Source organism: Micromonospora globbae (assembly GCF_036184225.1).
GTDB lineage: Bacteria > Actinomycetota > Actinomycetes > Mycobacteriales > Micromonosporaceae > Micromonospora > Micromonospora globbae.
Window position 1 is genome coordinate 542,749 of sequence record NZ_CP108084.1, and the last position, 25,306, is coordinate 568,054.

The window sequence follows — 25,306 nt, forward strand, 5'->3', positions numbered from 1 at the left end:
GGGACCGGCGCCATGCGTAGCGCGGTGGTGGTCGGCGCGGGCATCGCCGGTCTCTCGGTCGCCGGCGCGCTGGCCCGTTCCGGCTGGGCGGTGACCCTGCTGGAGCGGGCCGACCGGGTGCGTCCCGAGCCGACCGCGGTGGTGCTGTGGCCCAACGGGGTGCGCGCGCTGCGCGCGCTCGGGCTGGGCGCCGGGCTGGAGGCGATCGCGACCCCGCTGCCCGACGGCGGCGTACGCCGTCCCGACGGGCACTGGCTCGTGCAGCCCCGTGCGCTGCCCGCCGACCGGATGCCGGTCGTGGTGCACCGGGAGGACCTGCACGACGCGCTGATCGCCGGGCTCGGCGAGCGGGTCGAGCTGCGTACCGGGGTGACCGTCGAGACGGTGCACGCCGAGGCGGGGGAGCGGCCGGCGGTGAGCGACGGCCGGCAGACCATCGAGGCCGACCTCGTGGTCGCCGCGGACGGCGTCGACAGCCGGATCCGCCGGCGGCTCGCGCCCGAGGCGAGCGTGGTCAGCTCCGGCTCGGCGGCGTGGCGGGCCGTCATCCCGTGGTACCGGGCCCCGCAACTGCCGGACGGCCAGACCGTGGGCGGCGAGGTCCTCGGCGCCGGCTACCGCTTCGTCTCCGCCTCGCTGGGCGACCGCGGGTCCGCGGGCGGCTCCGCGCGCGGCGGCATCTACTGGGTGGCCACCGCGGCCGGGGCGGCCCGACCCGAGCCGCCGCGAACGCAGCTCGCCCTGCTCCGCCGCTGGTACGCGGGCTGGCCCGCCCCGATCGGCGAGCTGCTCGACGCCACCGACCCGGCCGACCTGGTGCAGCAGGAGATCCGCGAGCTGCGGCCGCTGCCCCGCGCGTACGGCTACCCGGCCGGGCCGGGCGGGGTGGTGCTCCTCGGCGACGCGGCCCACGCCATGCCGCCGCACCTCGGGCAGGGCGCCTGCCTCGCGTTCGAGGACGCGGCCACCCTCGCCGCGCTGCTGCGCGAGTCACGGCTGCCGGACGCCGTCACCGCGTACGACCGGGTGCGCCGCCCCCGCGCGGCGACGATGGTGCGGCAGGCCCGCCGGATGTCGGCGGTGCTCCAGGCCCGGGGCCGGTTGGCGCTGCGGGCCCGCGACGCGGCGCTGGGCACGCTCACGCCCCGGCTGCTCAACACGGCGGCGGCCTCCGCCGCCCAGTGGCGCCCTCCGTCCTGACGCTCCGCGCCCGGCTGCCCCCCGGGGCGACCGGGCCCGCGGGTCGCCCCAGGGCCATGCGGACGAAGGCCGCGGAACGGCACCGGCCCGGCACCATGATCGACGGCGTGGGCGGCGGATGGCGCCCGCGGTCAGGGGATGACAGGGGTGGGTTCGGCGATGCAGGCCGTGCCGACCCGGCGGAAGCCGACGCGCAGGTACACCCGGGCGATCTCCTCGCTGCCCGCCGACAGGAACACGAGGTCGGTGCCGGCGGCGAGCAGCTCGCGGGCCAGGGTCGCGGTGACGGCTGCCCCCAGCCCTCGGCGGCGGGCGACGGGCAGCGTCCCCACCCCGGCGATCTCCGCCACGTCGTCGACCCGCATCGCCATCCCGCTGGCCAGCGCTCCCTCGGCCGGCGTGGCGGCCAGCGCCGAGATCCGCCGGCCGTCGACGACCCGGACCCGCTCCTCGTCGAGCGCGGCGGCCTCCAGCGCCCGCACGGCCGCGTCCCGCTCCGCCGGACCGGCCTCGCCCCGCCCGGTGCCCGCGGCCGCGAACGCGACCGCCGCGACCGCCCGGCGGGCGGCCACCGCGGCGGCGAAGTCGGGTGCGTCGGGGTCGAGCACCCGGACCGGCACGTCGCTGAGGGACGCGGGGTCGGGCAGCGCCTCGGGGTCGAGCACCATCAGCGGCGCCTCCAGCACGGCCAGCCCCGCCGACCGGGCCACCGGGAGGAGTCCCGGTGTCGTCTCGTGCACCCACTCGAAGGCCTCCGGGAGGCCCAGCTCCCGCTGCCGCTCGCGGACCGCGCCGAGGTCGGCCAGCGACGGCGGCTGCGACGCCCCGATCCGGGGCCGGGCGTAGAACGGGAATCCGGCCCCGTCGCGGACGAAGAGCACCAGATCGCCGTACTCCTCGACGCGGGCGGCGTCCCGGGGCACCGCGTCGTAGAAGCGCTCGAGCCGGCGGAAGAGGTCCTTGTGCGCGGGATCCACCGCGCGAGACTACCTGTCCCAGAGTCTGGAAGGTGTGATCAATCCGGACTGGCCCCGGTGCCCGCGCCCTAACGTAGACTCAATAAACCCACAAGGGCCGACGTCGTCCCGACCATGATCCAACCTGAGTGACGACAGGAGGCCCGGTGGCCTTTCCGTACCCGCAGCAGCCGCAGCCGGTCCCGCCGTTCGGCCCCGCAGCGCCCTCGGCCGGGCTCTACGACCCCGCCTTCGAGCACGACGCCTGCGGCGTGGCCTTCGTCGCCGACCTGCACGGCCGCCGCTCGCACACGGTCGTCGCGAACGGTCTCGCCGCGTTGTGCCGGCTGGACCACCGGGGCGCCCGCGGCGCGGAGCCGAACACCGGCGACGGCGCGGGCATCATGATCCAGGTGCCGGATGCGTTCCTGCGCACGGTCGTGGACTTCCCGCTGCCGCCCGCCGGCGAGTACGCCACCGGCCTGGTCTTCCTCCCCGACGACGACGCGGCCGAGGCCGTGGCCCGCCGGGTCGTCGAGAAGTACGCCCTCGTCGAGGGTGCCGTGGTGCTGGGCTGGCGGGACGTGCCCGTGGACCCGAGCGGGCTCGGCGAGACGGCCCTCGCCGCGATGCCGCGCGTCCGCCAGCTCTTCCTGGCCGCCCGCCGGCTGACCGACTCTCCGGCCGGCCCGGCGGGGTCGCCGCTGCGGGGCATCGACCTGGACCGGGTCGCGTTCTGCCTGCGCAAGCAGGCCGAGCGGGAGAGCGCCGAGCGGGGCGCGCCCGCGTACTTCCCGTCGCTGTCGGCCCGCACGATGGTGTGGAAGGGGATGCTCACCCCCGACCAGCTGCCCGCGTTCTACCCGGAGCTGACCGACGAGCGGGTGGCCAGCGCCATCGCGCTCGTGCACTCCCGCTTCTCGACCAACACCTTCCCGTCCTGGCCGCTCGCCCACCCGTACCGGTTCATCGCCCACAACGGCGAGATCAACACCATCCGCGGCAACCGGAACTGGATGCAGGCCCGGGAGGCCCTGCTGCGCAGCCCGAACGTGCCCGGCAACATCCGGCGGATCTTCCCGATCTGCACGCCGGGCGCCTCGGACTCGGCCAACTTCGACGAGGTCCTGGAACTCCTGCACCTGGCCGGCCGGAGCCTGCCGCACGCGGTGCTCATGATGATCCCCGAGGCGTGGGAGAACGACCCGGGCATGCGCCCGGACAAGCGGGACTTCTACCGCTTCCACGCGAGCCTCATGGAGCCGTGGGACGGGCCGGCCTCCGTCGCCTTCACCGACGGGGAGATCGTCGGCGCCGTGCTGGACCGCAACGGGCTGCGCCCCGGGCGCTGGTGGCGTACGGACGACGGGCTGGTGGTGCTCGGCAGCGAGGCGGGCGTGCTCGACCTCGACCCGGCCCGCGTGGTCGCCAAGGGCCGGCTCCAGCCGGGCCGGATGTTCCTCGTCGACACGACCGCCGGCCGGATCGTGCACGACGACGAGATCAAGGCCGAGCTGGCCGCCGCCGAGCCGTACGGCGAGTGGCTGCACGCCGGCCTGATCGAGCTCACCGACCTGCCGCCCCGCGAGCACATCGTCTACACCCACGACTCGGTGCGCCGCCGCCAGCAGACCTTCGGCTACACCGAGGAGGAGCTGAAGATCCTGCTGGCCCCGATGGCGCGCACCGGTGCCGAGCCGATCGGCTCGATGGGCACCGACACGCCGATCGCGCCGCTGTCCACCCGGCCGCGGCTGCTGTACGACTACTTCCACCAGCTCTTCGCCCAGGTCACCAACCCGCCGCTGGACGCGATCCGCGAGGAGCTGGTGACGAGCCTCAGCTCCACCATCGGGCCGGAGGGCAACCTGCTCGACCCGGGCCCGGCGAGCTGCCGCCAGATCGTGCTGCCGTACCCGGTGATCGACAACGACGAGCTTGCCAAGATCCTCTCGATCGACGAGGACGGCGACCTGCCCGGCTTCAAGGCGGTGCGGGTGTCCGGTCTCTACCGGGTGCGCGAGGGCGCCGCCGGGATCAAGGCCCGGCTCACCGAGATCTGCCGGCACGTGTCGGAGGCCATCGAGGACGGCGTACGCATCCTCGTGCTCTCCGACCGCGACTCCAACGCCGACCTCGCCCCGATCCCGTCGCTGCTGCTCACCGCGGCGGTGCACCAGCACCTCGTCCGCGAGCAGACCCGCACCCAGGTGGCGCTCGTCGTCGAGTCGGGCGACTGCCGCGAGGTGCACCACGCGGCCGTGCTCATCGGCTACGGCGCGGCCGCCGTCAACCCGTACCTGGCCTTCGAGTCGGTGGAGGACATGATCTCCACGGGCGCGCTGACCGGGGTCGAGCCGGCCACCGCCGTGCGCAACTACGTGAAGGCGCTCGGCAAGGGCGTCCTGAAGATCATGTCCAAGATGGGCATCTCGACCGTCTCGTCGTACTGCGGCGCGCAGGTCTTCGAGGCCGTCGGCCTGGACGCCCGCCTGGTCGAGCGGTACTTCCGCGGCACACCCAGCCGGATCGGCGGGGTCGGCCTGGCCGGCATCCACGCCGAGGTCGCGGCCCGGCACGCCCGGGCGTGGCCCCCGGCCGGCACGCCCGGCACCGACCGGCTGGAGGTCGGCGGCGAGTACCAGTGGCGCCGCGAGGGCGAGCTGCACCTGTTCAACCCGGAGACGGTCTTCCTGCTCCAGCACGCCACCCGCAGCCGGCAGTACGAGATCTTCAAGCGCTACACCCGCACCGTCGACGAGCTGGCCGCGCGGGCGGGCTCGCTGCGCGGGCTGTTCACGCTGCGCACCGGCGTACGCCCGCCGGTGCCGATCGAGGAGGTCGAGCCGGCCACCGAGATCGTCAAGAGGTTCGCCACCGGCGCCATGTCGTACGGGTCGATCTCGGCCGAGGCGCACGAGACCCTCGCGATCGCCATGAACCGGCTCGGCGGCAAGTCCAACACCGGCGAGGGCGGCGAGGACGTCGCGCGGCTGCACGACCCGGCCCGCCGCTCGGCGGTGAAGCAGATCGCCAGCGGGCGGTTCGGCGTCACCACCGAGTACCTGGTCAACGCCGACGACCTCCAGATCAAGATGGCCCAGGGCGCGAAGCCCGGCGAGGGCGGCCAGCTGCCGGGCAACAAGGTGTGGCCGTGGATCGCCCGGACCCGGCACGCGACCCCGGGCGTGGGCCTGATCTCGCCGCCGCCGCACCACGACATCTACTCGATCGAGGACCTCGCCCAGCTCGTGCACGACCTGAAGTGCGTCAACCCGGCCGCGCGGGTGCACGTCAAGCTCGTCAGCGAGGTCGGTGTCGGCACCGTGGCGGCGGGCGTGGCGAAGCTCAAGGCGGACGTCATCCTGATCTCCGGCCACGACGGCGGCACCGGCGCCTCCCCGCTGAACTCGCTCAAGCACGCCGGTACGCCCTGGGAGCTGGGGCTCGCGGAGGCCCAGCAGACGCTGCTGCTGAACAACCTCCGCGACCGGGTCACCGTGCAGGTCGACGGCCAGCTCAAGACCGGGCGGGACGTGCTCGTCGCGGCGCTGCTCGGCGCCGAGGAGTTCGGCTTCGCCACGGCGCCGCTCATCGTCGCCGGCTGCGTGATGATGCGCGTCTGTCACCTGGACACCTGTCCCGTCGGCATCGCCACCCAGAACCCGGTGCTGCGGGAGCGGTTCACCGGCACCCCGGAGTTCGTGGAGAACTTCTTCCTCTTCCTCGCCGAGGAGGTCCGCGGCTATCTCGCCCAGCTGGGCTTCCGGTCGATCGAGGAGGCGATCGGGCACGCCGAGCTGCTCGACGTCGCCCCCGCGGTGACGCACTGGAAGGCGCAGGGTCTCGACCTCACGCCCGTGCTGCACCTGCCCGAGCTGGCGCCGGACGCCGCGCGCCGCGGCGTACGGGCCCAGGACCACGGCCTGGAACGGGCGCTGGACAACGAGCTGATCGCGCGCGCCGAGCCGGCGCTGCGGGGCGGGACACCGGTCCGGATCGAACTCGCCGTCCGCAACGACCACCGCAGCGTCGGTGCGATGCTGGGCGGCGAGGTGGTGCGCCGCCACGGCGGCGACGGCCTGCCCCCCGACACGGTGGAGGTCGTGCTGCACGGCACGGCCGGGCAGTCGTTCGGCGCGTTCCTGCCGCGCGGGGTGACCCTGCGCCTGCACGGCGACGCCAACGACTACGTCGGCAAGGGGCTCTCCGGCGGGCGGATCATCGTCCGGCCCGACCCGGCCGCGCCGTTCGTGGACCCGGACGCCGTGCCCGGGCAGCGGGCCGAGGACCAGATCATCGCCGGCAACACCATCCTGTACGGCGCCACCGCCGGCGAGCTGTTCCTGCGCGGCCGGGTGGGCGAGCGGTTCGCGGTGCGCAACTCCGGCGCCGTGGCCGTCGTCGAGGGCGTCGGTGACCACGGCTGCGAGTACATGACCGGAGGGACGGTCGTCGTGCTCGGGCCGACCGGGCGCAACTTCGCCGCCGGGATGTCCGGTGGCACGGCGTTCGTCCACCGGCTCGACCGGGCCCGCGTCAACACCGAACTGGTCGACCTCGCGCCGCTGCGCGAGGAGGAGCAGGCCGTGCTGCACGAGCTAGTGCAGCGGCACTTCGCCGAGACCGACTCGGCGGTCGCCGCCCAGCTGCTCAAGCGCTGGCCGGAGGCGGTCGAGGAGTTCACCGCCGTGGTGCCCCGGGACTACCGCCGGGTGCTGGAGATCATGCGCGCCGCCGAAGCCGCCGGCCGCGACGTCGACGAGGCCGTGATGGCGGCGCTGGCGGCACCGCCGGCGTCGGCCCCGGCGTCGCCCGACCCGTCCGTGCCGGTGCCGCCCGCCCCGCGGGCGGCCAGCCAGGAGGTGGCCCGTGCCTGACCCGAACGGTTTCCTGCGTCACCCGCGGCGGCTGCCGGCCCGGCGGCCGGTGCCGGTGCGGATCACCGACTGGCGGGAGGTCTACCCGCCGGCCGGCGAGGAGCTGATCCGCGAGCAGGCCACCCGGTGCATGGACTGCGGCATCCCGTTCTGCCACGACGGTTGCCCGCTCGGCAACCGGATCCCGGACTGGAACGACCTGGTCCGCACCGGCAACTGGGACGCCGCCGTGGCGTCGCTGCACGCCACCAACAACTTCCCGGAGTTCACCGGCCGGCTCTGCCCAGCGCCGTGTGAGGCCGCGTGCGTGCTCGGCATCGGCGGGGGCGACCCGGTCACGATCAAGCAGGTCGAGGTGGAGATCGCCGACGCGGCCGTGGCCCGGGGCGGACTGCGGCCCCGCGCGGTGCCGCCACCGACCGGCCGGTCGGTGGCCGTCGTGGGCTCCGGGCCCGCGGGCCTGGCCGCCGCGCAGCAGCTCGCCCGCGCGGGGCACGCCGTCACCGTCTACGAGCGGGACGACGCGCCGGGCGGCCTGCTCCGCTACGGCATCCCCGACTTCAAGCTGGAGAAGCACCACATCGACCGCCGGCTGGCCCAGCTCGCCGCCGAGGGCGTCGAGTTCCGCACCGGGGTGAACGTCGGCGTCGACGTCACCGCCGAGCAGCTGCGCGCCCGGCACGACGCGGTGCTGCTGGCCTGCGGGGCCCTGGCCGGCCGGGACACCCCACAGACCCCGGGACGGCGGCTGCGCGGGGTGCACCAGGCCATGGAGCACCTGGTGGCCGCGAACCGGGCCGTCGCGGCGGCCGGAGGCGGCCGTCCGGCGCCGGCCGTGCTCCCCGACGGGACGCCGATCGACGCGGCCGGCAGGCACGTCGTGATCATCGGTGGCGGTGACACCGCCGCGGACTGCCTCGGGGTGGCCCACCGGCAGGGCGCCGCCGGCGTACACCAGCTGGACCTCTACCCGCAGCCGCCGCTGGCCCGGGACGAGGCCCGCGACCCGTGGCCGACGTGGCCGTGGATCCTGCGCAGCTACCCGGCGCACGAGGAGGGCGGCGAGCGGGTCTTCGCGGTCGCCGTGCAGGAGTTCGTCGACGACGGCGCCGGCAACGTGCGGGCCGTCCGCATCGCCGAGGTGACCGTGGAGAAGCGGGACGGGCGGCGGATCGTCACGGCGCTGCCCGGCACCGAGCGGGAGCTGCCGGCCGACCTGGTGCTGCTCGCCATCGGCTTCGAGGGCACCGAGGAGCAGCCGCTGCTGGACCAGCTCGGGGTGCGGCGCAACACCCGCGGCGCGGTGGACGCCCGGCCGGACTGGCAGACCGAGACCGACGGGGTGTTCGTGGCCGGCGACATGCACCGGGGCGCCTCCCTGATCGTGTGGGCGATCGCCGAGGGCCGGGCGGCGGCCGCCGCCATCCACGCGTACCTCGGGGGCGGCGGGACGCTGCCCGCGCCGGTCGACCCGGGCGCCCAGCCGCTCGCGGCGCGCTGACCCACGCGCGGGTCGCGGGCGCCCGCTCCCGGCCACCCGCGACCCGCCGCTCGCGGCGCGCCGACCCGCGGCCACCGCCGCCCCGGCCTGGCACGAGGCCGGGACGGCGTGAACCCGCTCACGAAGACCGGCAAATCGGGCTAACCGTCGCCACACTTGGCGACGGCCGAACCGCCGTGCGATCCGGCCCTGTCGTCATGACCGTCGGGTCGGGGAGGTTGTCGTGGCCTTCGGTGCCACGTTCGCCGCGTTGCGCCACCGGAACTACCGGATCTGGGCGATCGCCGGCTTCGTGTCCGTGATCGGCACGTGGATGCAGGTCCTCGGCGTCAACTGGTACGTCCTGGCGCGGACCGGCTCGGCGACGTCGATGGGGTTCGCCGTGCTCCTCCAGGCCCTCCCCACGCTGCTGCTCAGCGTCTGGGGCGGCGCGCTGGCCGACCGGCTGCCCGGCCGCCCGCTGCTGATCGCCGCGCAGGCGGCGCACGCGGCGTTGGCGGCCGGCCTCGCGCTGGTGGCCCTCACCGGGGCCGGTGGCCTGCCGGCCGTCTACGCGATCTCCCTGGTCGCCGGCGCGGTCTCGGCGATCGAGGGGCCGGTGATGGGGCGCTGGGCCTCCACGCTGGTGGACCGGGAGAGCCTCGGCAACGCGCTGGCGCTCGGCTCGCTCACCAACTCCGCCGGCCGGATCCTCGGCATGAGCGTGGGTGCCGTCGTGGTCGCCGCCGTCGGCCCGGCGCTGCTGTTCGCCAGCAACGCCGTGAGCTTCGTCGCGGTGGTGGCCGCGCTGCTGCTCGTCCGCGAGCGCGAGCGGTACGCCGGCGAGCCGGCGGCGGGCGCGGAACGCTCCGACGGGGGTGTCCGGGCCGGCTTCCGCTACCTGCTGCGCCAGCCGGTCGTGCTCGTGGCGCTGGCGCTGTCGTTCGTCCTCGGCAGCCTCGGCCGCAACTACCAGGTCACCATGGCGGCGATGAGCGACGGACCGCTCGGCGGGGGCGCCGGCGGCTACGGCTTCCTGTCCACCGTCTTCGCCGTCGGCACCGTGCTCGGCGCGCTCGTGGCGGCCCGCCGGCGCGACCTGGGCTACGGCGTCCTGGTCGGGGCCGGGCTGCTGGCCAGCGCGTTGCAGATCGTGGCCGGCCTGGCGCCGGGCACCCTGAGCTTCGCCGCGGTGATCCTGCCGATCGCCGCCGCCGCGGTGGTCGTCGACACGACCGTCGGTACGCGCGCCCAGCTCGACACCGACTACCTCATGCGGGGCCGGGTGCTGGCCGCGCTGGCGGTCACCGGGTCGATCTCGGCGGCGGTCGGCGCCCCGCTGCTCGGCTGGCTCTCCGAGCACGCCGGCCCCCGGCAGACCCTCGTGCTGGCCGGCGCGACGGCCGCCGTCGCCACCGTCGTGGCGGCCGTCGCCCTGGACGGCCTCCGGGGTCGCGTGCTGCGCCACCGGCTGGCCGGCGCGCTGGCGGTCCCGGTGGTGCGGCGTCCGGTGCGCCGGGCGGCGTCGACCGCGGTCCGGGCCGTGCGTCCCGCGGCCCGCCCCGCGCAGCCGGTCGCCCCGGCGCGGCCGGCCCGTCCGGTCGTTCCGGCTCCCCGCGCCGCCGACGTGCCGGTGGGGACCGGCGCCGTGCCGGTCGCCGTACCCGACGGCGGCCGGCGGTCCGCCCGGACCGCCGGCTCCGTCGGCGTCAGCCGGTGACGGCCGTCAACGCGGGCAGGTAGCCGTAGCGGTAGCCGTCGGCGTCCGGGTGGTACGCCTCGACGATGCCGCTGATGTCGTTGATCCACGGGTCGCTGCCGCAGACGCCGTGCCCGGCGAAGTACGGCCGGGTGTCGACGAACGTGGCGCCGGCCGCGGCGGCCCGCCCGGCGATGACCGTGGCGAGCAGGTCGGCGGCGTCGTTGAGGATCGTCCGCTTGTAGACGCTCATCGCGAGCCATCCGCAGGAGTTCAGCTCGAACAGGCGCGGGTAGCCGAGCACGATGAGGCGGGCGTTGGGGGCCCGGTTCCGGATGGCCGCGTACGTGGCGTCCAACCGGCCGGGCAGCGTGCTGGTCGCGAACGCCCGTGACTCGTTGACGGCCTCGGTGCAGGTCGAGGTGCTCCCGAACCGGCAGCTGGTGATCACGTCGGCGAAACCGGCGTCGTTGCCGCCGATCGTGATCGTGACCATGGTGGTGCTGGCGCTGAGCGCGTTGACCTGGCTGTTGATGACGTCGGCGGTGACCGCGCCGCCGCAGGCGGGGAACGCGAAGCTGGTCACGCCGTGCGCGGCGGCCCACAGCGGGGCGTACGACTTCTGGCTGCGCAGGCAGGTGGACCAGTCGTACGGGCCGGCGCCCACGCCGGAGGAGTACGAGTCGCCGAGGGCGACGTAGTTGACAGTGGCGGCCTGGGCGGCGCCGGGAACGGCGAGCGCCGCCCCGATCGTGGTGGCGAGCAGGGCGGCCAGCGCCGTGAGGGCGCGGGCCAGCGGGCGGTGGGGCATGACGGACCTCCACAGGGCAGGGGTGGTGGGATCCGTGACCGCGCGCGTGGCCAGGCTGGGTTGTTACCAGGCGGTAATGCTATCGAAATATGTACATCAATGGAACCGATGGAGGTTGTGCCGCGTCGGCGGGGCGGAGTGCCGCGGGGCGTCGTCCCGGGAGGCCCGCCCGGCCGGCGCGGACGGCACTGCCGTCCGGCCCCGCCCGGCCGGTGGAGACGGCATGCCGGCCGCCCCCGCCCGCCGCGATCGTCGCGGCGGCGGGCGGGGGCCGGTCCGGGGGTCCGGGTCGGCCGCGCGACCGCGGGGTGGGGAACGCTCCCCGCCCCGCGGCCGCGCCGGCCTCAGCGGGCCGCGGGCGCCAGCTCGGTGGCGAGCTCCGCCCCGGTCGCTCGCGCACGCCCGCGACGGCCCGCCGCCCGGCGCCCGGAGGGCACGAGCAGGGCGGCCAGCGCGGCGGCCACGGCGATGCCGGTCAGCAGCAGGAAGCCGGTCGTGAAGCCGGCCTCGCGGGGAATGCCGCCGGCCTGCGGGTGGGCGGTGACGACGCTGCTGACCACCGCGGCGCCGATCGCGCCGCCGATCGTGCGGATGTTGGCGTTCATGCCGGTCGCCACGCCGGTCTGGCCCGGCGGCACGGTGGCCACGATGAGGTTGGCCATCGAGGCGAACGCGAGCCCGATGCCGACGCCCACGAGGGCGCCGGCCACGCCGACCTGCCAGCGCGTGTCGTGCGCGACGGTGAGCATGGCCGCGGCGAGGACGTTGAACGCCGCCCCGGTGGCGAGCTGCGCCTTGGCGCTGAACCGGGCCTCCAGCCGGCCGGCCGCGAGGCCGGCCACGAACATGCCGACGAGCATCGGGAGCATGAGCAGCCCGGCCTGGGTGACGCTCGCCCCGAAGCCGTAGCCGGCGCTGGTCGGGGTCTGCACGAACTGCGGCAGGAAGGCGTAGATCGCGAACATCGAACCGCCGTAGAGCAGGGCGACCAGGTTGGTCGTCCAGACCCCGGGCAGGCGCATCATCCGCATGTCGATCAGCGGGTTCGCGGAGCGCACCTCGGCCACCAGCCAGGCCAGCAGCAGCACGACGGCGAGCCCCAGCAGGCCGAGGACCCGGCCGGACGTCCAGCCCCAGGTCGCGCCCTTGCTGATGGGCAGCAGCAGCGCCACGAGCCAGCCGGAGAGCAGCACGGTGGCGGCCCAGTTGATCCGTCCGGGCGTACGGACCGGCGACTCGGGCACCAACCGGTGCGCGGCGAGCGCGGTGAGGCCGACGACGGCCATCGGGATCCAGAACAGCCAGCGGTAGCCGAGGGCGGCCACGATCGGACCGGCCAGGACGACGCCGAGGCCGCCGCCGGCCGCGATGATCGCCGAGATGGTGGCGACGGCCGAGCTGACCCGCGCGGCGGGGAACTCGTCGCGGATGATCCCGAACGACAGCGGGAAGACGGCGCCGCCGATCCCCTGGACGACCCGGGCGAGGATGAGTACGCCGATGCTCGGTGCGACGGCCGCCAGCAGGCAGCCCAGCGCCAGCGCGACGAGGGAGACCACCAGCATCCGCTCCTTGCCGACCATGTCGCCGACCCGGCCGAGGATCGGCGTGAAGATCGACGCGGAGAGCAGGTAGGCGGTCAGGACCCAGGTCACGGTGTTCTGCGAGGTGTGCAGGTCGTGCTGGATGGTGGGCAGGACCGGGGTGATCAGCGACTGGAGCATCGCGAAGAAGCCGGCGCCCGCCGCGAGGACGAGGAAGGTGAGCCGACGCGAGCCGCGTCGGATGGGCTGGGTCATCGGAAGGGAACTCCCATTGACGTGTGGAGCGGATGTCTGGGTGGGCGACGTCAGTCGCCGGGAGGTGCGGGGACCGCGGCGGCCGCTCGCGGGGACCGGGCGGCGACCCGCGCGGGCGGGGCGGCGGTCCCGCGGCGGTGGGAGCCCCCGGTGTCGAGCCGGACTGCGGGCATGACGGGGCTCCTGGTCCGAAGGTCTGGTGTTTCCGGTCGCGGTGGGACCGGTCGGAAGGTCCGGAGTACGCTATCCGGAGGCGCGGCTCCGGTCAGTTCCGGAGGGGTGCCTCCACTAAGCTAGCGGAGGGCTGCCTCCGGTTGCAAGCGAGGAGAGGTGACGTCCGTCATGGCCAGCGGGGACCAGCTGGGGGAATACCTCGCGAGGCGTCCCCGGCGGGCCGACGCGCAGCGGAACTACGACGCGCTGGTCGCCGCCGCCCGGGAGGCATTCGCGGAGAACGGCGTGAGCACCTCGCTGGAGGAGATCGCCCGGCGCGCCGGGGTGGGCATCGGCACCCTCTACCGGAACTTCCCGAGCCGGCGGGAGCTGTTCGAGGCGGTCTACGTCGACGAGGTCCAGGCCCTCAGCCGCTCCGCCGGCGACCTCGCGCACCTGCCGCCGTGGGAGTCGCTGGTCGCCTGGCTGAACCGCTTCGTGGCGTACGCCGCGACGAAGCGGGCGCTCGCCGAGGAGCTGGCGCACGACTCCGAGGTGTTCCGCCGCTGCCGGAGCGAGATCTACGCCGCGGGCGCGCCGATGCTGCGACGCGCCCAGGAGGCCGCGGCCGTCCGCTCGGACGCGAGCTTCGACGACGTGCTTCGCCTCATCAGCGGCATCGTGGCGTTCCAGTTCCCCGAGGAGGGTCAGCGGGACCGGGTCCTGGCCATCGCCCTCGACGGGTTGCGCTACCCGCCCGCGATCGGCTGACCGCCGCACCGGCCCGCCGGCCTGCCGACCCGGGCTGACCGCGTGTCGGCCCGGGCTGACCGCGCGCCGGGGCGTCGTGCCCGACCCCGGCTGACCAGGCGCCCCGGGCTGACCGCGCCCCCGACCCGGGCTGAGCGCGCCTCCGACCCGGGCTGAGCGCCCGCTCATCGGGCCGGCGCCGCCGACTGCGGCCTGCCACCGTCGGGGGCCTGTCGGACGGGCTGAGGGCCCGCCCGGCCGTGCCGCCGACCCATCCGATTTGCCGGATCGCGCGCCGGCCGGAACATTAGGTTACCGTCGCGTAACTTGTCATTGACGTTTCTGAATTGTTACGCGCATCATCGTCTCACGGTCGATCGGACACCCCCCATCCGTTCTCCCGGTTCGCCGGGTGCCTCCCACCGGAGGTGCAGCCGTGCTGCTCCGAAAGACCGCGCTCACCCTCGCGCTCACGACCGCCGCCGTCCTCCTCGCACCCGCCACCGCCGGCGCCGCGCCGGAACACGCCAGCGCGGAAACGCCCGCCGCGCCGACACGCGCCAACGCGGAAACGCCCGCCGCGCCGACACGCGCCAGCGCGGAAACGCCCGCCCCGCCGGCACGGGCCACCGCCGCAACGCCCGCCGCGCAGGGCACCGCCGCATCGCCGGCGAGCGCCCCCGCCGGCACGACCGCCGCCACCGTCCACAGCGCACCGGTCGCCGCCACCGTCCACAGCGCACCGGTCGCCGCCACCGCGGGGCGACCGGTCATCGTCGTCGGCGGGCTCAGCGGCGTCGCCGTCGCGTACGAACCGCTCGCCGCCCGGCTGCGCGCCGACGGCTACCGCGTCTTCATCTACCAGCTGCCCGGGCTGGGCCTCGGTGACATCACCGCCTCCGCCCGCTCGTTCGCCGGCTACGTCGACCAGGTCCGGGCCGCGACCGGAGCGGCCACCGTCGACGTGGTCGGCCACTCCGAGGGGGGTCTCGTCTCCCGCTACTACCTCAAGCGGCTGGGCGGGACGGCCGCCGTCGGCCGCTACGTCAGCCTCGGCACCCCGCAGTACGGCACCTACGTGGCCAACATCCTGAAGTTCCTCGGCCTCGGCAGCTGCGCGGGCGTCGTCGCCTGCCAGCAGATGTCGATCGGATCGGCGTTCCTGGCCGACCTGAACGCCGGTGACGACACCCCGGGCGCCGTGCGCTACACGGCCGTACGCACCCTCCAGGACGAACTCGTCCGGCCGGTGGACAACGCGACGCTCGCCGACGGGGCGACGAACGTGCTGATCCAGGCGTACTGCCCGCTGCGCGTCGTGGGCCACCTCGGCCTGGTGCTCGACGGTACGACGTACACGGTGATCCGCGCCGTGCTGGCCGGCGCCCCGGTCCAGCCCAACTGCCTCGCCCTGTGAGCCGGCGGGGTGGGCCGGTCACCACGCCGGCCCACCCGCGCGCCGGCCCGCGCCGCGCTGGCCCACCCCATACGCCGGCCCGCGCCGCGCCCGGCCCACCCGGCCTGCCGTCCACCGCCAGTGCTACCGCCCAGACGGTGACAGCCGGGGCGGGCGACGCCGATCCGGGTCGGAACGGGACGGCCCGCCGGAATGGCCGAGCGTCGGATACGCCGCCACGGCCCGTGCGACGCTGGGCCCGTGCCCGCGGCGTCGACCCCGCCCAGGTCGGCGGCGCCACGGCGGGAGGAGGCAGCCAATGGCGGGAGCGCCGCAGGTGGACTTCGCGCTCGACACGTACGAGTGCATCGTGCTGTATCCCGGTGCGGCCGGGCGGGCGCTGCCCGCCGAGACGATCCAGCGGCTCCAGGCCGAGCACGCCGAGCACATGCAGGCGTTGCAGCGCCGCGGCATCGTCCTGGTCGCCGGTTCGGTGGACGGCCCGGCCCGCAACCCGGCACCGCCGATCGGCTTCGGGCTGGCCCGCACCGGCTCGGTCGAGGACGTGCGCAGCGTGATGGAGGCCGACCCGGCGGTGCAGGCCGGGCTCTACCGGGTGGACGTCATGACGTTCCTGTGCCCCGCCGGCTCGCTGGAGTTTCCGCTGGCCAAGGCGCAGAGCTGAGCCGCCGGCGGGCGTGCGGGGCGAACCTTGCCGTGCCGGCTCGCGCGACCGGTCCAATGCTCGCGCGGCCCGTGCGGGCGCCCGCGGCCCGTGCCGGCTCGCGCCGCCCGGACCCGAGGGGCACGGCCACGACCTCCACCGGCCGGACCGCCGTCCCGGACGCGCCCGCGCCGCGCGGGCGCCGCCGGCCGGCGCCGTCCGGCCTTCGGGCTGCGGGAGGACCGCGCCGGCCGGCGCGGACGGGAGGCGTACGATTCCCGGCGCGCGGTCGCCGTTGCCCGCCAGCCACCACCGCCCCGGTGCGGTTGCGCCCGCCCCCTCATGCGGGCGCCGCACGACGGTGGACAATTGATCCGCAGCCCGCAAGGGGTCGGCGGACAGCCCGACCCGGAGGAGGGACTAGCCTGATGGGCGTGACACGCCGCGCGAAGATCGTCTGCACACTCGGTCCCGCCACCTCGTCTCCGGAGCGCATCCGGGGCCTCGTCGAGGCCGGGATGAACGTGGCGAGGCTCAACTTCAGTCACGGCAGCCACGCCGACCACGAGGCGGTCTACCGGCTGGTCCGGGAGGCGGCCGAGGCGGCGGGCCGGCCCGTGGCGGTCCTCGCCGACCTCCAGGGCCCCAAGATCCGCCTGGGCAAGTTCGCGGACGGCCCCTACGAGTGGCGCACCGGCGACTCCGTCGTGATCACCGGTGACGACGTCCTCGGCACCAAGGACCGCGTCTCCTGCACCTACCGCAAGCTCCCGCAGGAGGTGAAGCCCGGCGACCGGCTGCTGATCGACGACGGCCGGGTCGCCGTCGAGGTCACCGACGTGCAGGGCAACGACATCCGGGTCCTCGTCACCGAGGGCGGCCCGGTCTCCAACAACAAGGGCGTCTCCCTGCCGAACGTGGCGGTCAGCGTCCCCGCCCTCTCCGAGAAGGACGCCGAGGACCTGCGCTTCGCCCTGGGTCTGGGCGTCGACATGATCGCCCTGTCGTTCGTCCGCTCGGCCGACGACATCAAGCTCGTGCACGCCGTCATGAACGAGGTCGGGGTGCAGCGGCCGGTGCTCGCCAAGGTCGAGAAGCCGGAGGCGGTGGACCACCTGGAGGCCATCGTGCTGGCCTTCGACGGCGTCATGGTCGCCCGCGGCGACCTCGGCGTCGAACTCCCGCTCGACCAGGTGCCGCTGGTGCAGAAGCGCGCCGTGCAGCTCTGCCGGGAGAACGCCAAGCCGGTCATCGTGGCCACCCAGATGCTCGACTCGATGATCGAGAACTCGCGCCCCACCCGGGCGGAGGCCTCGGACGTGGCGAACGCCGTCCTCGACGGCGCGGACGCGGTGATGCTCTCCGGCGAGACGAGCGTCGGCAAGTACCCGGTGCTCACGGTCAGCACCATGGCCAAGATCGTGACGACGACCGAGTCCGGCTCCATCGCCGTGCCCCGGCTCCAGCACGACCCGCGTACGCACGGCGGCGCCCTCACCATCGCCGCCTCCTCGATCGCCCGCGCGATCGGCGCGAAGGCGCTGGTCGCCTTCTCCCAGACCGGCGACACCGTGCGGCGGCTCAGCCGCCTGCACTGCGACCTGCCGCTGCTGGCGTTCACGCCCGTGCCCGAGGTGCGCAACCAGCTCGCCCTCTCCTGGGGCGTCGAGACGTTCCTCATGCCGTTCGTCGAGCACACCGACGACATGTTCCGCCAGGTCGACCAGGCGCTGCTCGGCCTCAACCGGGCAAACCCCGGCGACTACGTGGTGATCGTGGCGGGCAGCCCGCCCGGCACCCCCGGCTCCACGAACACCCTGCGCGTCCACCAGCTCGGCTCGCTGGTCGACGCGGCGTCCGCGCGGGCGCTGCAGTGACCGGCCCGCAGGTCGCGGTCGGCCAGGCCGCGGTCGACCAGCTGCTCGAGGTCCTCGACCTAGAGCAGACCGGCGACATGACCTTCCGGGGCATGAGCCCGCCGGTCGGGCCGCAGCGGGTGTACGGCGGCCAGGTCGCCGGCCAGGCCCTCGTGGCCGCGGGACGCACGGTCGACCCGGAGCGGCTCGTGCACTCGCTGCACGGCTACTTCGTCCGCCCCGGCGACCCGACCGAGCCGATCGAGTACCAGGTGGAGGACGTCCGCGACGGCCGCTCCTTCTCGGTACGCCGCTCGGTCGCGCTCCAGCACGACAAGCCGATCTTCTTCATGTCGGCGTCGTTCCACCGGGCCGAGGAGGGGCTGGACCACCAGGCGCCGGCCCCGCCCGACGTGCCCGGGCCGGACGAGGTGCCCACGATGACCGACCGCCTGTCCCGCTATCCCGAGCGGCTCGGCATCTGGGCCCAGATCCCCCGCCCCATCGACGTCCGCTACGTCGGCGAGCCCGGCTGGGTCCGCCCCGGCGACCGGCCCGCCAACCCCCACCAGCGGGTCTGGATGCGCATCGACGGCAAGCTGCCGGACGACCCGCTGTTGCACGCCTGCGCGCTCACGTACGCCTCGGACCTGACCCTCCTCGACTCGGTGCTCTCGGTGCACGGCGAGGTGTGGGGGCCCGGCGGCGTGGTCGGCGCGAGCCTCGACCACGCGCTGTGGTTCCACCGGCCGTTCCGCGCCGACGAGTGGTTCCTCTACGACTGCTGGAGCCCGTCGGCGTCCGACGCCCGTGGCCTGGCCACCGGCCGCATGTTCACCGTGGACGGCCGGCAGATCGCCAGCGCCGTGCAGGAGGGCCTGCTGCGCCGCGTCGGCGAGTGACGGCCTGACCGGCCCCGGGGCCGGCGGGCCGGGCGGCCGACCAGCCCGATAACCTGTCCGGCATGCGTCTCTCCGCCCGGGTCGACTACGCCCTCCGCGCGGTGGCCGAGCTGGCGGCGACGGCCAGCGGGCCCGGACGGGGCCGGCCCGTCACCGCCGACCAGATCGCCCGGGCCCAGGAGATCCCGCCCAAGTTCCTGGAGAGCATCCTGCTCCAGCTGCGCCGCGGCGGCATCGTGCAGGCGCAGCGGGGGCCGGAGGGCGGCTACTGGCTGGCCCGCCCCGGCGAGGAGATCTCCCTCGCCGAGGTCATCCGGATCATCGACGGCCCTCTCGCCCACGTGCGGGGGCAGCGCCCCGAGCAGCTCGGCTACCACGGCGCGGCCCGCGCGTTGCAGGAGGTCTGGATCGCGCTGCGGGCCAGCGAGCGGGAGATCCTCGAACTGGTGACGGTCGCCGACGTGGCCAACGGCAGCCTGCCCGCACGGATCACCGAGCTGGCGGCCGACCCGCGCGCCTGGACCTGACCGACCGCGGCCCGGTCCGCGACGCCCGCCGGTCGCCCGCCGGCGCGGGCGTCCGCCGGCCGGTCCGGGCCTCAGCCGGCCCCGAGCTCGTCGGCCGCCGCGCGGAGCAGGTCCCACGCCTCGTCGACGTGCGCCTCGGTCGTGTACGGCGAACCGACCGCCAGCCGCAGCGTGTAGCGGCCGTCGACCCGCGTGTGCGTGAGATGCACCCGGCCGGTGGCGTTGACCCGGGCCAGCAGCGCGCTGTTGGTCTCGTCGTCGGCCCGCAGCCGGAAGCAGACCAGCGAGAACGGGTGCGGCGCGGTCACCTCGAACCGCTCGTCGGCGGCGACCCGGTCGGCGAAGCGGGCCGCGAGGGCCACCCCGCGACGGATGTGCGCCCGCAACCCCTCGACGCCGTACCAGCGCAGCACGAACCAGAGCTTCAACGCCCGGAACCGGCGACCCAGCGGCACCTGCCAGTCCCGATAGTCGATCACCGCGTCGGACTCGGTGGCGGCGTTGCGCAGGTACTCCGGCATCACCGTGAGCGCCTCGACCAGCTCACCCCGGTCGGCCACCCAGAACGCGTCGCAGTCGAAGCCGGTGAGCAGCCACTTGTGCGGGTCGAAGCAGTACGAGTCGGCGTACTCCAGCCCCGCGTGCGACCAGCGCAGCTCCGGGCAGACGGCGGCCGAACCGGCGTACGCGGCGTCCACGTGCAGCCAGACCCCGAACTCGGCGCAGATCGCCCCGATCTCCGGCACCGGGTCGACCGCCGTGGTGGACGTCGTCCCGATGGTGGCCACGACGATCGCCGGCACGTCCCCGGCGGCCCGGTCCGCCTCGATCGCCGCCCGCAGCGCGTCCGGACGCATCGCCTGGGTCCGCGGATCCACCGCCACCACGCGGACGCCGTCGGCTCCCAGCCCCGCGATCCGCGCCGCCTTCTCGATCGACGAGTGCCCGTGCGTCGACGTGTACACCCGGTACCGGCGGTCCACCCCGGCGTCCCGCCAGCGGCCGCCACCGGCCCGGTGCAGCGCCGCGAGGGTGGCCACCAGCGTCGCCGAGGAGGCCGAGTCCTGGATGACGCCGCCGCCGCGGGTGTGCGACCGGAACTTCTCCGGCAGGTCGAGCAGCCCGGCGAGCCAGTCCATCATCGCCGTCTCCAGCTCCGTGCAGGCGGGACTGGTGGCCCAGAGCATGCCCTGCACGCCCAGACCGGCGCTGACCAGGTCACCCAGCACGCTGGGCCCTGACGTGTTGGCCGGGAAGTACCCGAAGAAGCCCGGGTGCTGCCAGTGCGTGAGGCGAGGCGCGACCAGCGCGTCCAGGTCGGCGAGGACCGCCTCGACGGGCTCGCCCTGCGCCGTCGGGCCGTCGGGCAGGGCGGCGGCCACCGCGCCGGGCGGATCCGACGAGACCACGGGACGCTTCCCGAGCGTCGACCAGTAGTCGGCGATCCAGTCCACCACGGCGTACCCGGCGCGCCGGAACTCCTCGGGGTCCATGTGCTCAGCCACGAGTCGAGTCGATCAACAAACCGGCCGGGTGGCAAGGGGGAACCGCATCACGACCCCGGCGCCGGAGGCAGGCACCGGGCCGTGACCGCGGAATCCGCACAGCCACGGCCCGGTGCGCCACACCGCGGCGTCCCCGACCCGTCCCGACCGGGAACGCCGTACCACCACCGGCTTCCAAACTAGGCGCCGTCCGGGTCGCGGGGGTGACGCCGGCGTGAAGATCGTGTTTCAGGCGTCCCGGCGCAACCCGCCGGCGACCTCCTCCGCCACCAGCTCGAACGAACGGACCCGGTCGGCCACGTCGTACACCATCGTGGTGAGCATCAGCTCGTCCGCGCCGGTGCGCTCCCGCAGGTCGGCGAGCTGCCGGCGAACCGTCTCCGGCGACCCGATCGCCTGCCCCTCCCAGCGCGCCGCCACGAACTCCCGCTCCACCTCCGTGTACGGGTACGCGGCCGCCTCCTCCGGCGTGGCCAGCGGCTCCGGCCGCCCCGAGCGCAACCGCAGGAACGACAACCCGCTCGGCCCCGCCAGCCACCGCGCCCGCTCGTCGGTCTCCGCGCAGACGACGTTCACCGCCACCATGGCGTACGGCTCGTCCAGCCAGCGCGACGGCCGGAAGTGCTGCCGGTACAGCGTCAGCGCGGGCAGGGTGTTCTGCGCACTGAAGTGGTGCGCGAACGAGAACGGCAACCCGAGCAGACCGGCGAGCTGGGCGCTGAAGCCGCTCGACCCCAGCAACCAGATCGCCGGCTGAAGGCCCCTACCCGGAGTGGCCGTGATCGGCCCCGGCCGCTCGCCGCTGAAGTAGTTCATGAGGTCGGCCAGCTCCCGGGGGAAACCCTCGGCCGACAACCCCTCCATCGTGCGGCGCAGCGCCAGCGCCGTCACCTGGTCGGTGCCCGGCGCCCGGCCGATGCCCAGGTCGATCCGGCCCGGATGCAGCGCCTCCAGGGTGCCGAACTGCTCGGCCACCACCAGCGGCGCGTGGTTGGGCAGCATGACGCCACCCGACCCGAGCCGGATCGTCGAGGTCGCCGCGGCCAGGTGCGCGATGAGCACGGCCGGCGCCGAACTGGCGATCGCCGGCATGTTGTGGTGCTCGGCCACCCAGAACCGGTGGTAGCCCAGCTCCTCGGTACGCCGGGCCAGCTCGGTCGTGTGGCGCAGGGCCTCGCCGGCGGAGGCGCCGGCCGCGACGGGGGCAAGGTCGAGAACGGAGAGCGGTACGTCGATCACACGCCTCGCCAACCCCGCACGCGCCGGATTTGTTCCCCGACGCGATTCATCCCACGCCCCGCGCCTGCTCGAAGATGAGACTCGTCTGCGTGTGCTGCACCGCCGGGTCCACCGCGAGATGGTCCAGCACGAAGTCCCGAAGCGTGTCCGCCGAGGCCGCCCGCACGTGCAGCACGTAGTCGTCCGCCCCCGCGACGTGGAACACCGACACCACCCCGGGCAGCCGCACCGACCGCGCCCGGAACGCGTCCACCGCCGGCCGCTCGTGCGCCTTCAACCGCACCGACACCAGCGCCTGCAGCGGCAGCCCCAGCGCGGCCGGGTCGATCTCCGCGTGGAACCCGCGGATCGCGCCGCTCTCCCGCAACGCGCGCGTCCGCGCCAGGCACGTCGACGGCGCCACACCCACCCGGTCGGCGAGGGCGTTGTTCGGCAGCCGCCCGTCCGCGGCCAGCTCCGTGAGGATCGCGCGGTCGACGTCGTCCAGCGCCGCGAAGCGCCGCACATCATTCGGGGGAGGGGCCATGCGCACATCCTCCACCGAATCCAAGGAAGTCACAAAGACATTTCACAGAATCATCTTCGGATCCATTGCCATATACCGGCCTGATGTTCGACGCTTCGGCCCATGACGACGTCCGTGGACACCCGGGCGGTGCACGCCGGCCGCGACGACCTCACCGCGCTCGGCGTCCACGTGCCGCCCATCGACCTCTCCACCACCAACCCCCTGCCCTCGGTCGACGCCGGCGGCGACGCCTACGAGAACCTCGCCGGCGGCAACCCCCTCACCCCCGGCGACAGCGCCGTCTACCAGCGGCTCTGGAACCCCACCGTCGCCCGCTTCGAGAACGCCCTCGCCGACCTCGAAGGCACCGCCGCGTCCGTCGCCTTCGCCAGCGGCATGGCCGCCCTCACCGCCACCGTCCTCGCCGCCACCCGCGACGGCCGCCGCCACGTCGTCGCCGTGCGGCCCCTCTACGGCGGCACGGACCACGTCCTCGCCACCGGCCTGCTCGGCACCACCGTCACCTGGGCCCGCCCCGACCAGGTCGCCGACGCCGTCCGGCCGGACACCGCACTCGTCGTCGTCGAGACCCCCGCCAACCCCACCCTCGAACTGGTCGACATCGCCGCCCTCGCCGACGCGGCCGGGCCCGTACCGCTGCTCGTCGACAACACCGTCGCCACCCCGGTGCTCCAGCAGCCGGCCCGCCACGGCGCCGCCCTCGTGCTGCACAGCGCCACCAAGAGCATCGGCGGGCACGGCGACGTCCTCGCCGGGGTCGTCGCCTGCGACACCGACTGGGCCGCCCGGCTCCGGCAGGTCCGCGCCGTCACCGGCGCGATCCTGCACCCACTCGGGGCGTACCTCCTGCACCGCGGCCTGCAGACCCTGCCCGTCCGGGTCCGCGCCCAACAGGCCACCGCCGAGAAGCTCGCCGGCTGGCTCGCCGGCCACCCCGCCGTCGTACGCGTGCACCACCCGTCCGCGCACGACCCCGCCGGCCTCGTCGGCCGGCAGATGACCGGCACCGGCAGCCTCCTCGCCGTCGAGGTACGCGGCGGCGCCCCGGCCGCCGCGACCGTCGCCGGCGCCTGCCGCCTCATCACCCACGCCGTCTCCCTCGGCGGGGTGGACACCCTCATCCAGCACCCGGCGTCGCTCACCCACCGCCCCGTCGAGGGCGACGCGAAGCCCGCCGGCGGGCTGCTGCGGATCTCCGTCGGCCTGGAGGACCCGGAGGACCTCCGCGCGGACCTCGACCAGGCGCTCGCCCGCATCGCCTGACCACCTCCGGCCGACCGGGGGCGGCCTTCCCGGCCTCGGGCCGGCCCGCGCCGGACCGGGGGCGGGCCGCCTCACGACTTCGGGCCGACGTGCCGGTCCAGGGCCGCCACTGCCGCCCGGCGGGCCACCGAGAGCGAGTTGCGCCGGTTCATCCGCCACGAGATGCCGAGCAGGTCCAGCGCCCACTGGCAGAGCCCCATGATGTCGGCCGACTCGTTGGTGAACAGGTAGCGCGGGTAGACGTACTCCCTGCCGCGGACCGTCACCCGGTTGCTCGCCCGGCAGCCGTCGGAGTGGAACAGGCCGCGCAGGAAGTCACCGGGGTGGGCGCTGACGATCTCCCGCTGCCAGTCGGCGAGGACGATGGGGCGCTCGTGCTTCCTGCCCGGCCCGTGCTGAGGCAACAGGCACGGCCAGTGCTTGCCGTAGCTCTGCACCTTGACGCAGCCCTCGTGCCGGACCCGTTGCACCGATAGGGCCAGCACGGCCTTCATGGCCTGCTCGCAGGCATCGACGAGGCCTGGCCAGGCGTCGGCGCAGTAGATCCGCAGAACCGGAACCCGGGCACTGGTGACCAGGTGGCCGTCACCGAGGTAGAGGCCGACCAGGTAGGCGTAGGCGGCTGGGTCTGTCGGATTGTCGACGTCGCTCCGGCATCGGAAGCACCGCGACTCCGTGCCGAGTTGCTTCGGCTCTGGGCGGTCTCTGCACCAGTGGCGAACGGTCGGGTACGGAAGGCCGAACTGGCGGGCTACCTCCGCCACCGTGCTGCCGGCGAGGTACTGCCGACGAGCGCGAGCGCGAATGTCGAGGGAGTGCACGCAGGCATCTTCGAACGCATGTATGACAAAAGTGCCGGGAGCGGGACTCGAACCCGCACGCCCTGTCGGGCAAATGCTTTTGAGGCATTCATGTCTGCCGATTCCATCATCCCGGCGTCACCCTGGAGGGGGTGTGGCTCACTGTACCCGACTAGGCTCATGCGAGAGCATGGGTGGTAACCGTGCCGAGATCAATGGTGGGGGTAGGGCTCGTGGCGGAGACGCAGACGGACACCGAGCGCAGGCGGGTGCTGATCGCCGAGGACGAGGCGCTCATCCGGCTGGACCTCGCCGAGATGCTGGTCGAAGAGGGCTACGAGGTGGTGGGGGAGGCCGGCGACGGTGAGACCGCCGTCCGGCTCGCCGAGGAGCTCAAGCCCGACCTGGTCATCCTCGACATCAAGATGCCGATCATGGACGGGCTGGCCGCCGCCGAGCGCATCGCCGGCGCCCGGATCGCCCCGGTGATCATCCTGACCGCGTTCAGCCAGCGGGACCTGGTCGAGCGGGCCCGGGCGGCGGGGGCGATGGCGTACCTCGTGAAGCCCTTCCAGAAGAGCGACCTGGTGCCGGCCGTGGAGATCGCCCTCTCCCGCTACTCGGAGATCGCCGCCCTGGAGGCGGAGGTGGCCGGCCTGACGGACCGCCTGGAGGTCCGCAAGACGGTGGAGCGCGCCAAGGGCGCGCTGATGACGACGTACGGGATGACCGAGCCGCAGGCGTTCAAGTGGATCCAGCGGACGGCTATGGACCACCGGATGACCATGAAGGAGGTCGCCGAGCGGATCCTCGTGGAGACCGCCGGCGGGGAGGCGCCGCGCCCCGCCTCCTGACCGGAGTGTGACGGGCCGGCGACGGCGGCCGGGGGACCGGGCG

At 74.7% G+C, this 25,306-nt stretch carries 19 protein-coding genes and 1 tRNA gene; 12 read left to right on the top strand and 8 right to left on the bottom strand.

What is annotated here, in order from left to right; genetic code table 11:
• The first annotated feature begins 12 nt into the window (after positions 1-12).
• Positions 13-1,200, top strand: coding sequence for an FAD-dependent oxidoreductase (locus OG994_RS02485; RefSeq protein ID WP_328852067.1), 1,188 nt, complete (start codon positions 13-15; stop codon positions 1,198-1,200).
• A 131-nt stretch (positions 1,201-1,331) separates the two neighbouring features.
• Here OG994_RS02485 and OG994_RS02490 read toward each other — a convergent pair whose 3' ends face one another.
• Positions 1,332-2,177 carry a GNAT family N-acetyltransferase gene (locus tag OG994_RS02490; RefSeq protein WP_328852068.1) on the bottom strand — a complete coding sequence of 282 codons (846 nt, stop codon included), beginning with the start codon at positions 2,175-2,177 and terminating at the stop codon, positions 1,332-1,334.
• A gap of 146 nt (positions 2,178-2,323) precedes the next feature.
• Between OG994_RS02490 and gltB the strand changes: the two genes are divergently transcribed.
• The 3 genes from gltB (at position 2,324) to OG994_RS02505 (ending at position 10,236) form a co-directional block, all read left to right on the top strand.
• Positions 2,324-7,036: a glutamate synthase large subunit gene (gene gltB / locus OG994_RS02495; protein WP_328852069.1), complete on the top strand. Its 4,713-nt coding sequence runs from the start codon at positions 2,324-2,326 to the stop codon at positions 7,034-7,036.
• Complete coding sequence (locus OG994_RS02500; protein WP_328852070.1) at positions 7,029-8,537, top strand: glutamate synthase subunit beta; 1,509 nt, start codon at positions 7,029-7,031, stop codon at positions 8,535-8,537. Before gltB ends, OG994_RS02500 begins: the two co-directional genes overlap by 8 nt.
• 223 nt (positions 8,538-8,760) lie before the next feature.
• Positions 8,761-10,236 (top strand): MFS transporter, encoded by a 1,476-nt coding sequence (locus OG994_RS02505; protein ID WP_328852071.1) that lies wholly within the window; start codon positions 8,761-8,763, stop codon positions 10,234-10,236.
• Here OG994_RS02505 and OG994_RS02510 read toward each other — a convergent pair.
• Together OG994_RS02510 and OG994_RS02515 are read right to left on the bottom strand one after the other, a co-directional pair.
• The gene (locus OG994_RS02510) at positions 10,226-11,026 is read right to left on the bottom strand and encodes an SGNH/GDSL hydrolase family protein (protein WP_328852072.1); all 801 of its coding nucleotides are present in this window, start codon (positions 11,024-11,026) and stop codon (positions 10,226-10,228) included. The two genes, OG994_RS02505 and OG994_RS02510, sit on opposite strands and share 11 nt — an antisense overlap.
• Before the next feature lie 344 nt (positions 11,027-11,370).
• Positions 11,371-12,825 carry an MFS transporter gene (locus OG994_RS02515; protein ID WP_328852073.1) on the bottom strand — a complete coding sequence of 485 codons (1,455 nt, stop codon included), beginning with the start codon at positions 12,823-12,825 and terminating at the stop codon, positions 11,371-11,373.
• 342 nt (positions 12,826-13,167) lie between these two features.
• Here OG994_RS02515 and OG994_RS02520 point away from each other — a divergent pair, with 342 nt between their 5' ends.
• The 6 genes from OG994_RS02520 (at position 13,168) to OG994_RS02545 (ending at position 19,073) form a co-directional block, all read left to right on the top strand.
• Entirely contained in the window at positions 13,168-13,749 is a 582-nt protein-coding gene (locus OG994_RS02520; RefSeq protein ID WP_192902072.1) for a TetR/AcrR family transcriptional regulator, read from the top strand.
• 415 nt (positions 13,750-14,164) lie between these two features.
• Positions 14,165-15,145, top strand: a complete 981-nt coding sequence (locus tag OG994_RS02525; RefSeq protein WP_328852074.1) for an esterase/lipase family protein — start codon at positions 14,165-14,167, stop codon at positions 15,143-15,145.
• Between the two features lie 298 nt (positions 15,146-15,443).
• Positions 15,444-15,809: a YciI family protein gene (locus OG994_RS02530; RefSeq protein ID WP_120327307.1), complete on the top strand. Its 366-nt coding sequence runs from the start codon at positions 15,444-15,446 to the stop codon at positions 15,807-15,809.
• Between the two features lie 407 nt (positions 15,810-16,216).
• Complete coding sequence (gene pyk / locus OG994_RS02535) at positions 16,217-17,665, top strand: pyruvate kinase (RefSeq protein WP_120327308.1); 1,449 nt, start codon at positions 16,217-16,219, stop codon at positions 17,663-17,665.
• Entirely contained in the window at positions 17,662-18,546 is an 885-nt protein-coding gene (locus OG994_RS02540) for an acyl-CoA thioesterase (RefSeq protein WP_120327309.1), read from the top strand. Before pyk ends, OG994_RS02540 begins: the two co-directional genes overlap by 4 nt.
• A gap of 62 nt (positions 18,547-18,608) precedes the next feature.
• Positions 18,609-19,073, top strand: a complete 465-nt coding sequence (locus OG994_RS02545) for an RrF2 family transcriptional regulator (protein WP_120327310.1) — start codon at positions 18,609-18,611, stop codon at positions 19,071-19,073.
• 71 nt (positions 19,074-19,144) lie between these two features.
• Here the strand turns inward: OG994_RS02545 and OG994_RS02550 are convergent, their stop codons facing one another.
• From OG994_RS02550 to OG994_RS02560, 3 genes are all read right to left on the bottom strand, one after another.
• Positions 19,145-20,578 (bottom strand): pyridoxal-dependent decarboxylase, encoded by a 1,434-nt coding sequence (locus OG994_RS02550; protein WP_328852075.1) that lies wholly within the window; start codon positions 20,576-20,578, stop codon positions 19,145-19,147.
• 228 nt (positions 20,579-20,806) lie between these two features.
• Positions 20,807-21,817: an LLM class flavin-dependent oxidoreductase gene (locus OG994_RS02555; protein WP_328852076.1), complete on the bottom strand. Its 1,011-nt coding sequence runs from the start codon at positions 21,815-21,817 to the stop codon at positions 20,807-20,809.
• A 46-nt stretch (positions 21,818-21,863) separates the two neighbouring features.
• On the bottom strand, positions 21,864-22,343 hold the full coding sequence (locus OG994_RS02560; protein ID WP_328852077.1) for an Lrp/AsnC family transcriptional regulator: 480 nt from the start codon (positions 22,341-22,343) through the stop codon (positions 21,864-21,866).
• 102 nt (positions 22,344-22,445) lie between these two features.
• Here OG994_RS02560 and OG994_RS02565 point away from each other — a divergent pair, with 102 nt between their 5' ends.
• Positions 22,446-23,609, top strand: coding sequence for a trans-sulfuration enzyme family protein (locus tag OG994_RS02565; RefSeq protein ID WP_328852078.1), 1,164 nt, complete (start codon positions 22,446-22,448; stop codon positions 23,607-23,609).
• A 71-nt stretch (positions 23,610-23,680) separates the two neighbouring features.
• On the opposite strand, the gene OG994_RS02570 is transcribed toward OG994_RS02565, so the two are convergent.
• The gene (locus OG994_RS02570; RefSeq protein WP_240032809.1) at positions 23,681-24,103 is read right to left on the bottom strand and encodes a hypothetical protein; all 423 of its coding nucleotides are present in this window, start codon (positions 24,101-24,103) and stop codon (positions 23,681-23,683) included.
• Positions 24,104-24,462: 359 nt separating this feature from the next.
• Positions 24,463-24,546: transfer RNA gene (locus OG994_RS02575), tRNA-Leu, on the bottom strand.
• A 96-nt stretch (positions 24,547-24,642) separates the two neighbouring features.
• On the opposite strand from OG994_RS02575, the gene OG994_RS02580 reads away from it, so the two are divergent.
• Positions 24,643-25,263, top strand: coding sequence for an ANTAR domain-containing response regulator (locus OG994_RS02580; protein WP_120327316.1), 621 nt, complete (start codon positions 24,643-24,645; stop codon positions 25,261-25,263).
• The last annotated feature ends 43 nt before the right edge of the window (positions 25,264-25,306 follow it).

What these genes read in the sequence shown, in the direction of transcription:
- OG994_RS02510 (WP_328852072.1), bottom strand. Translation starts at nt 11,026, where the DNA reads ATGCCCCACCGCCCGCTGGCCCGCGCCCTCACGGCGCTGGCCGCCCTG.
- pyk (WP_120327308.1), top strand. Translation starts at nt 16,217, where the DNA reads ATGGGCGTGACACGCCGCGCGAAGATCGTCTGCACACTCGGTCCCGCC.
- OG994_RS02565 (WP_328852078.1), top strand. Translation starts at nt 22,446, where the DNA reads ATGACGACGTCCGTGGACACCCGGGCGGTGCACGCCGGCCGCGACGAC.
- OG994_RS02515 (WP_328852073.1), bottom strand. Translation starts at nt 12,825, where the DNA reads ATGACCCAGCCCATCCGACGCGGCTCGCGTCGGCTCACCTTCCTCGTC.
- OG994_RS02570 (WP_240032809.1), bottom strand. Translation starts at nt 24,103, where the DNA reads ATGAAGGCCGTGCTGGCCCTATCGGTGCAACGGGTCCGGCACGAGGGC.
- OG994_RS02530 (WP_120327307.1), top strand. Translation starts at nt 15,444, where the DNA reads ATGGCGGGAGCGCCGCAGGTGGACTTCGCGCTCGACACGTACGAGTGC.
- OG994_RS02485 (WP_328852067.1), top strand. Translation starts at nt 13, where the DNA reads ATGCGTAGCGCGGTGGTGGTCGGCGCGGGCATCGCCGGTCTCTCGGTC.
- OG994_RS02560 (WP_328852077.1), bottom strand. Translation starts at nt 22,343, where the DNA reads ATGGCCCCTCCCCCGAATGATGTGCGGCGCTTCGCGGCGCTGGACGAC.
- OG994_RS02545 (WP_120327310.1), top strand. Translation starts at nt 18,609, where the DNA reads ATGCGTCTCTCCGCCCGGGTCGACTACGCCCTCCGCGCGGTGGCCGAG.
- OG994_RS02520 (WP_192902072.1), top strand. Translation starts at nt 13,168, where the DNA reads ATGGCCAGCGGGGACCAGCTGGGGGAATACCTCGCGAGGCGTCCCCGG.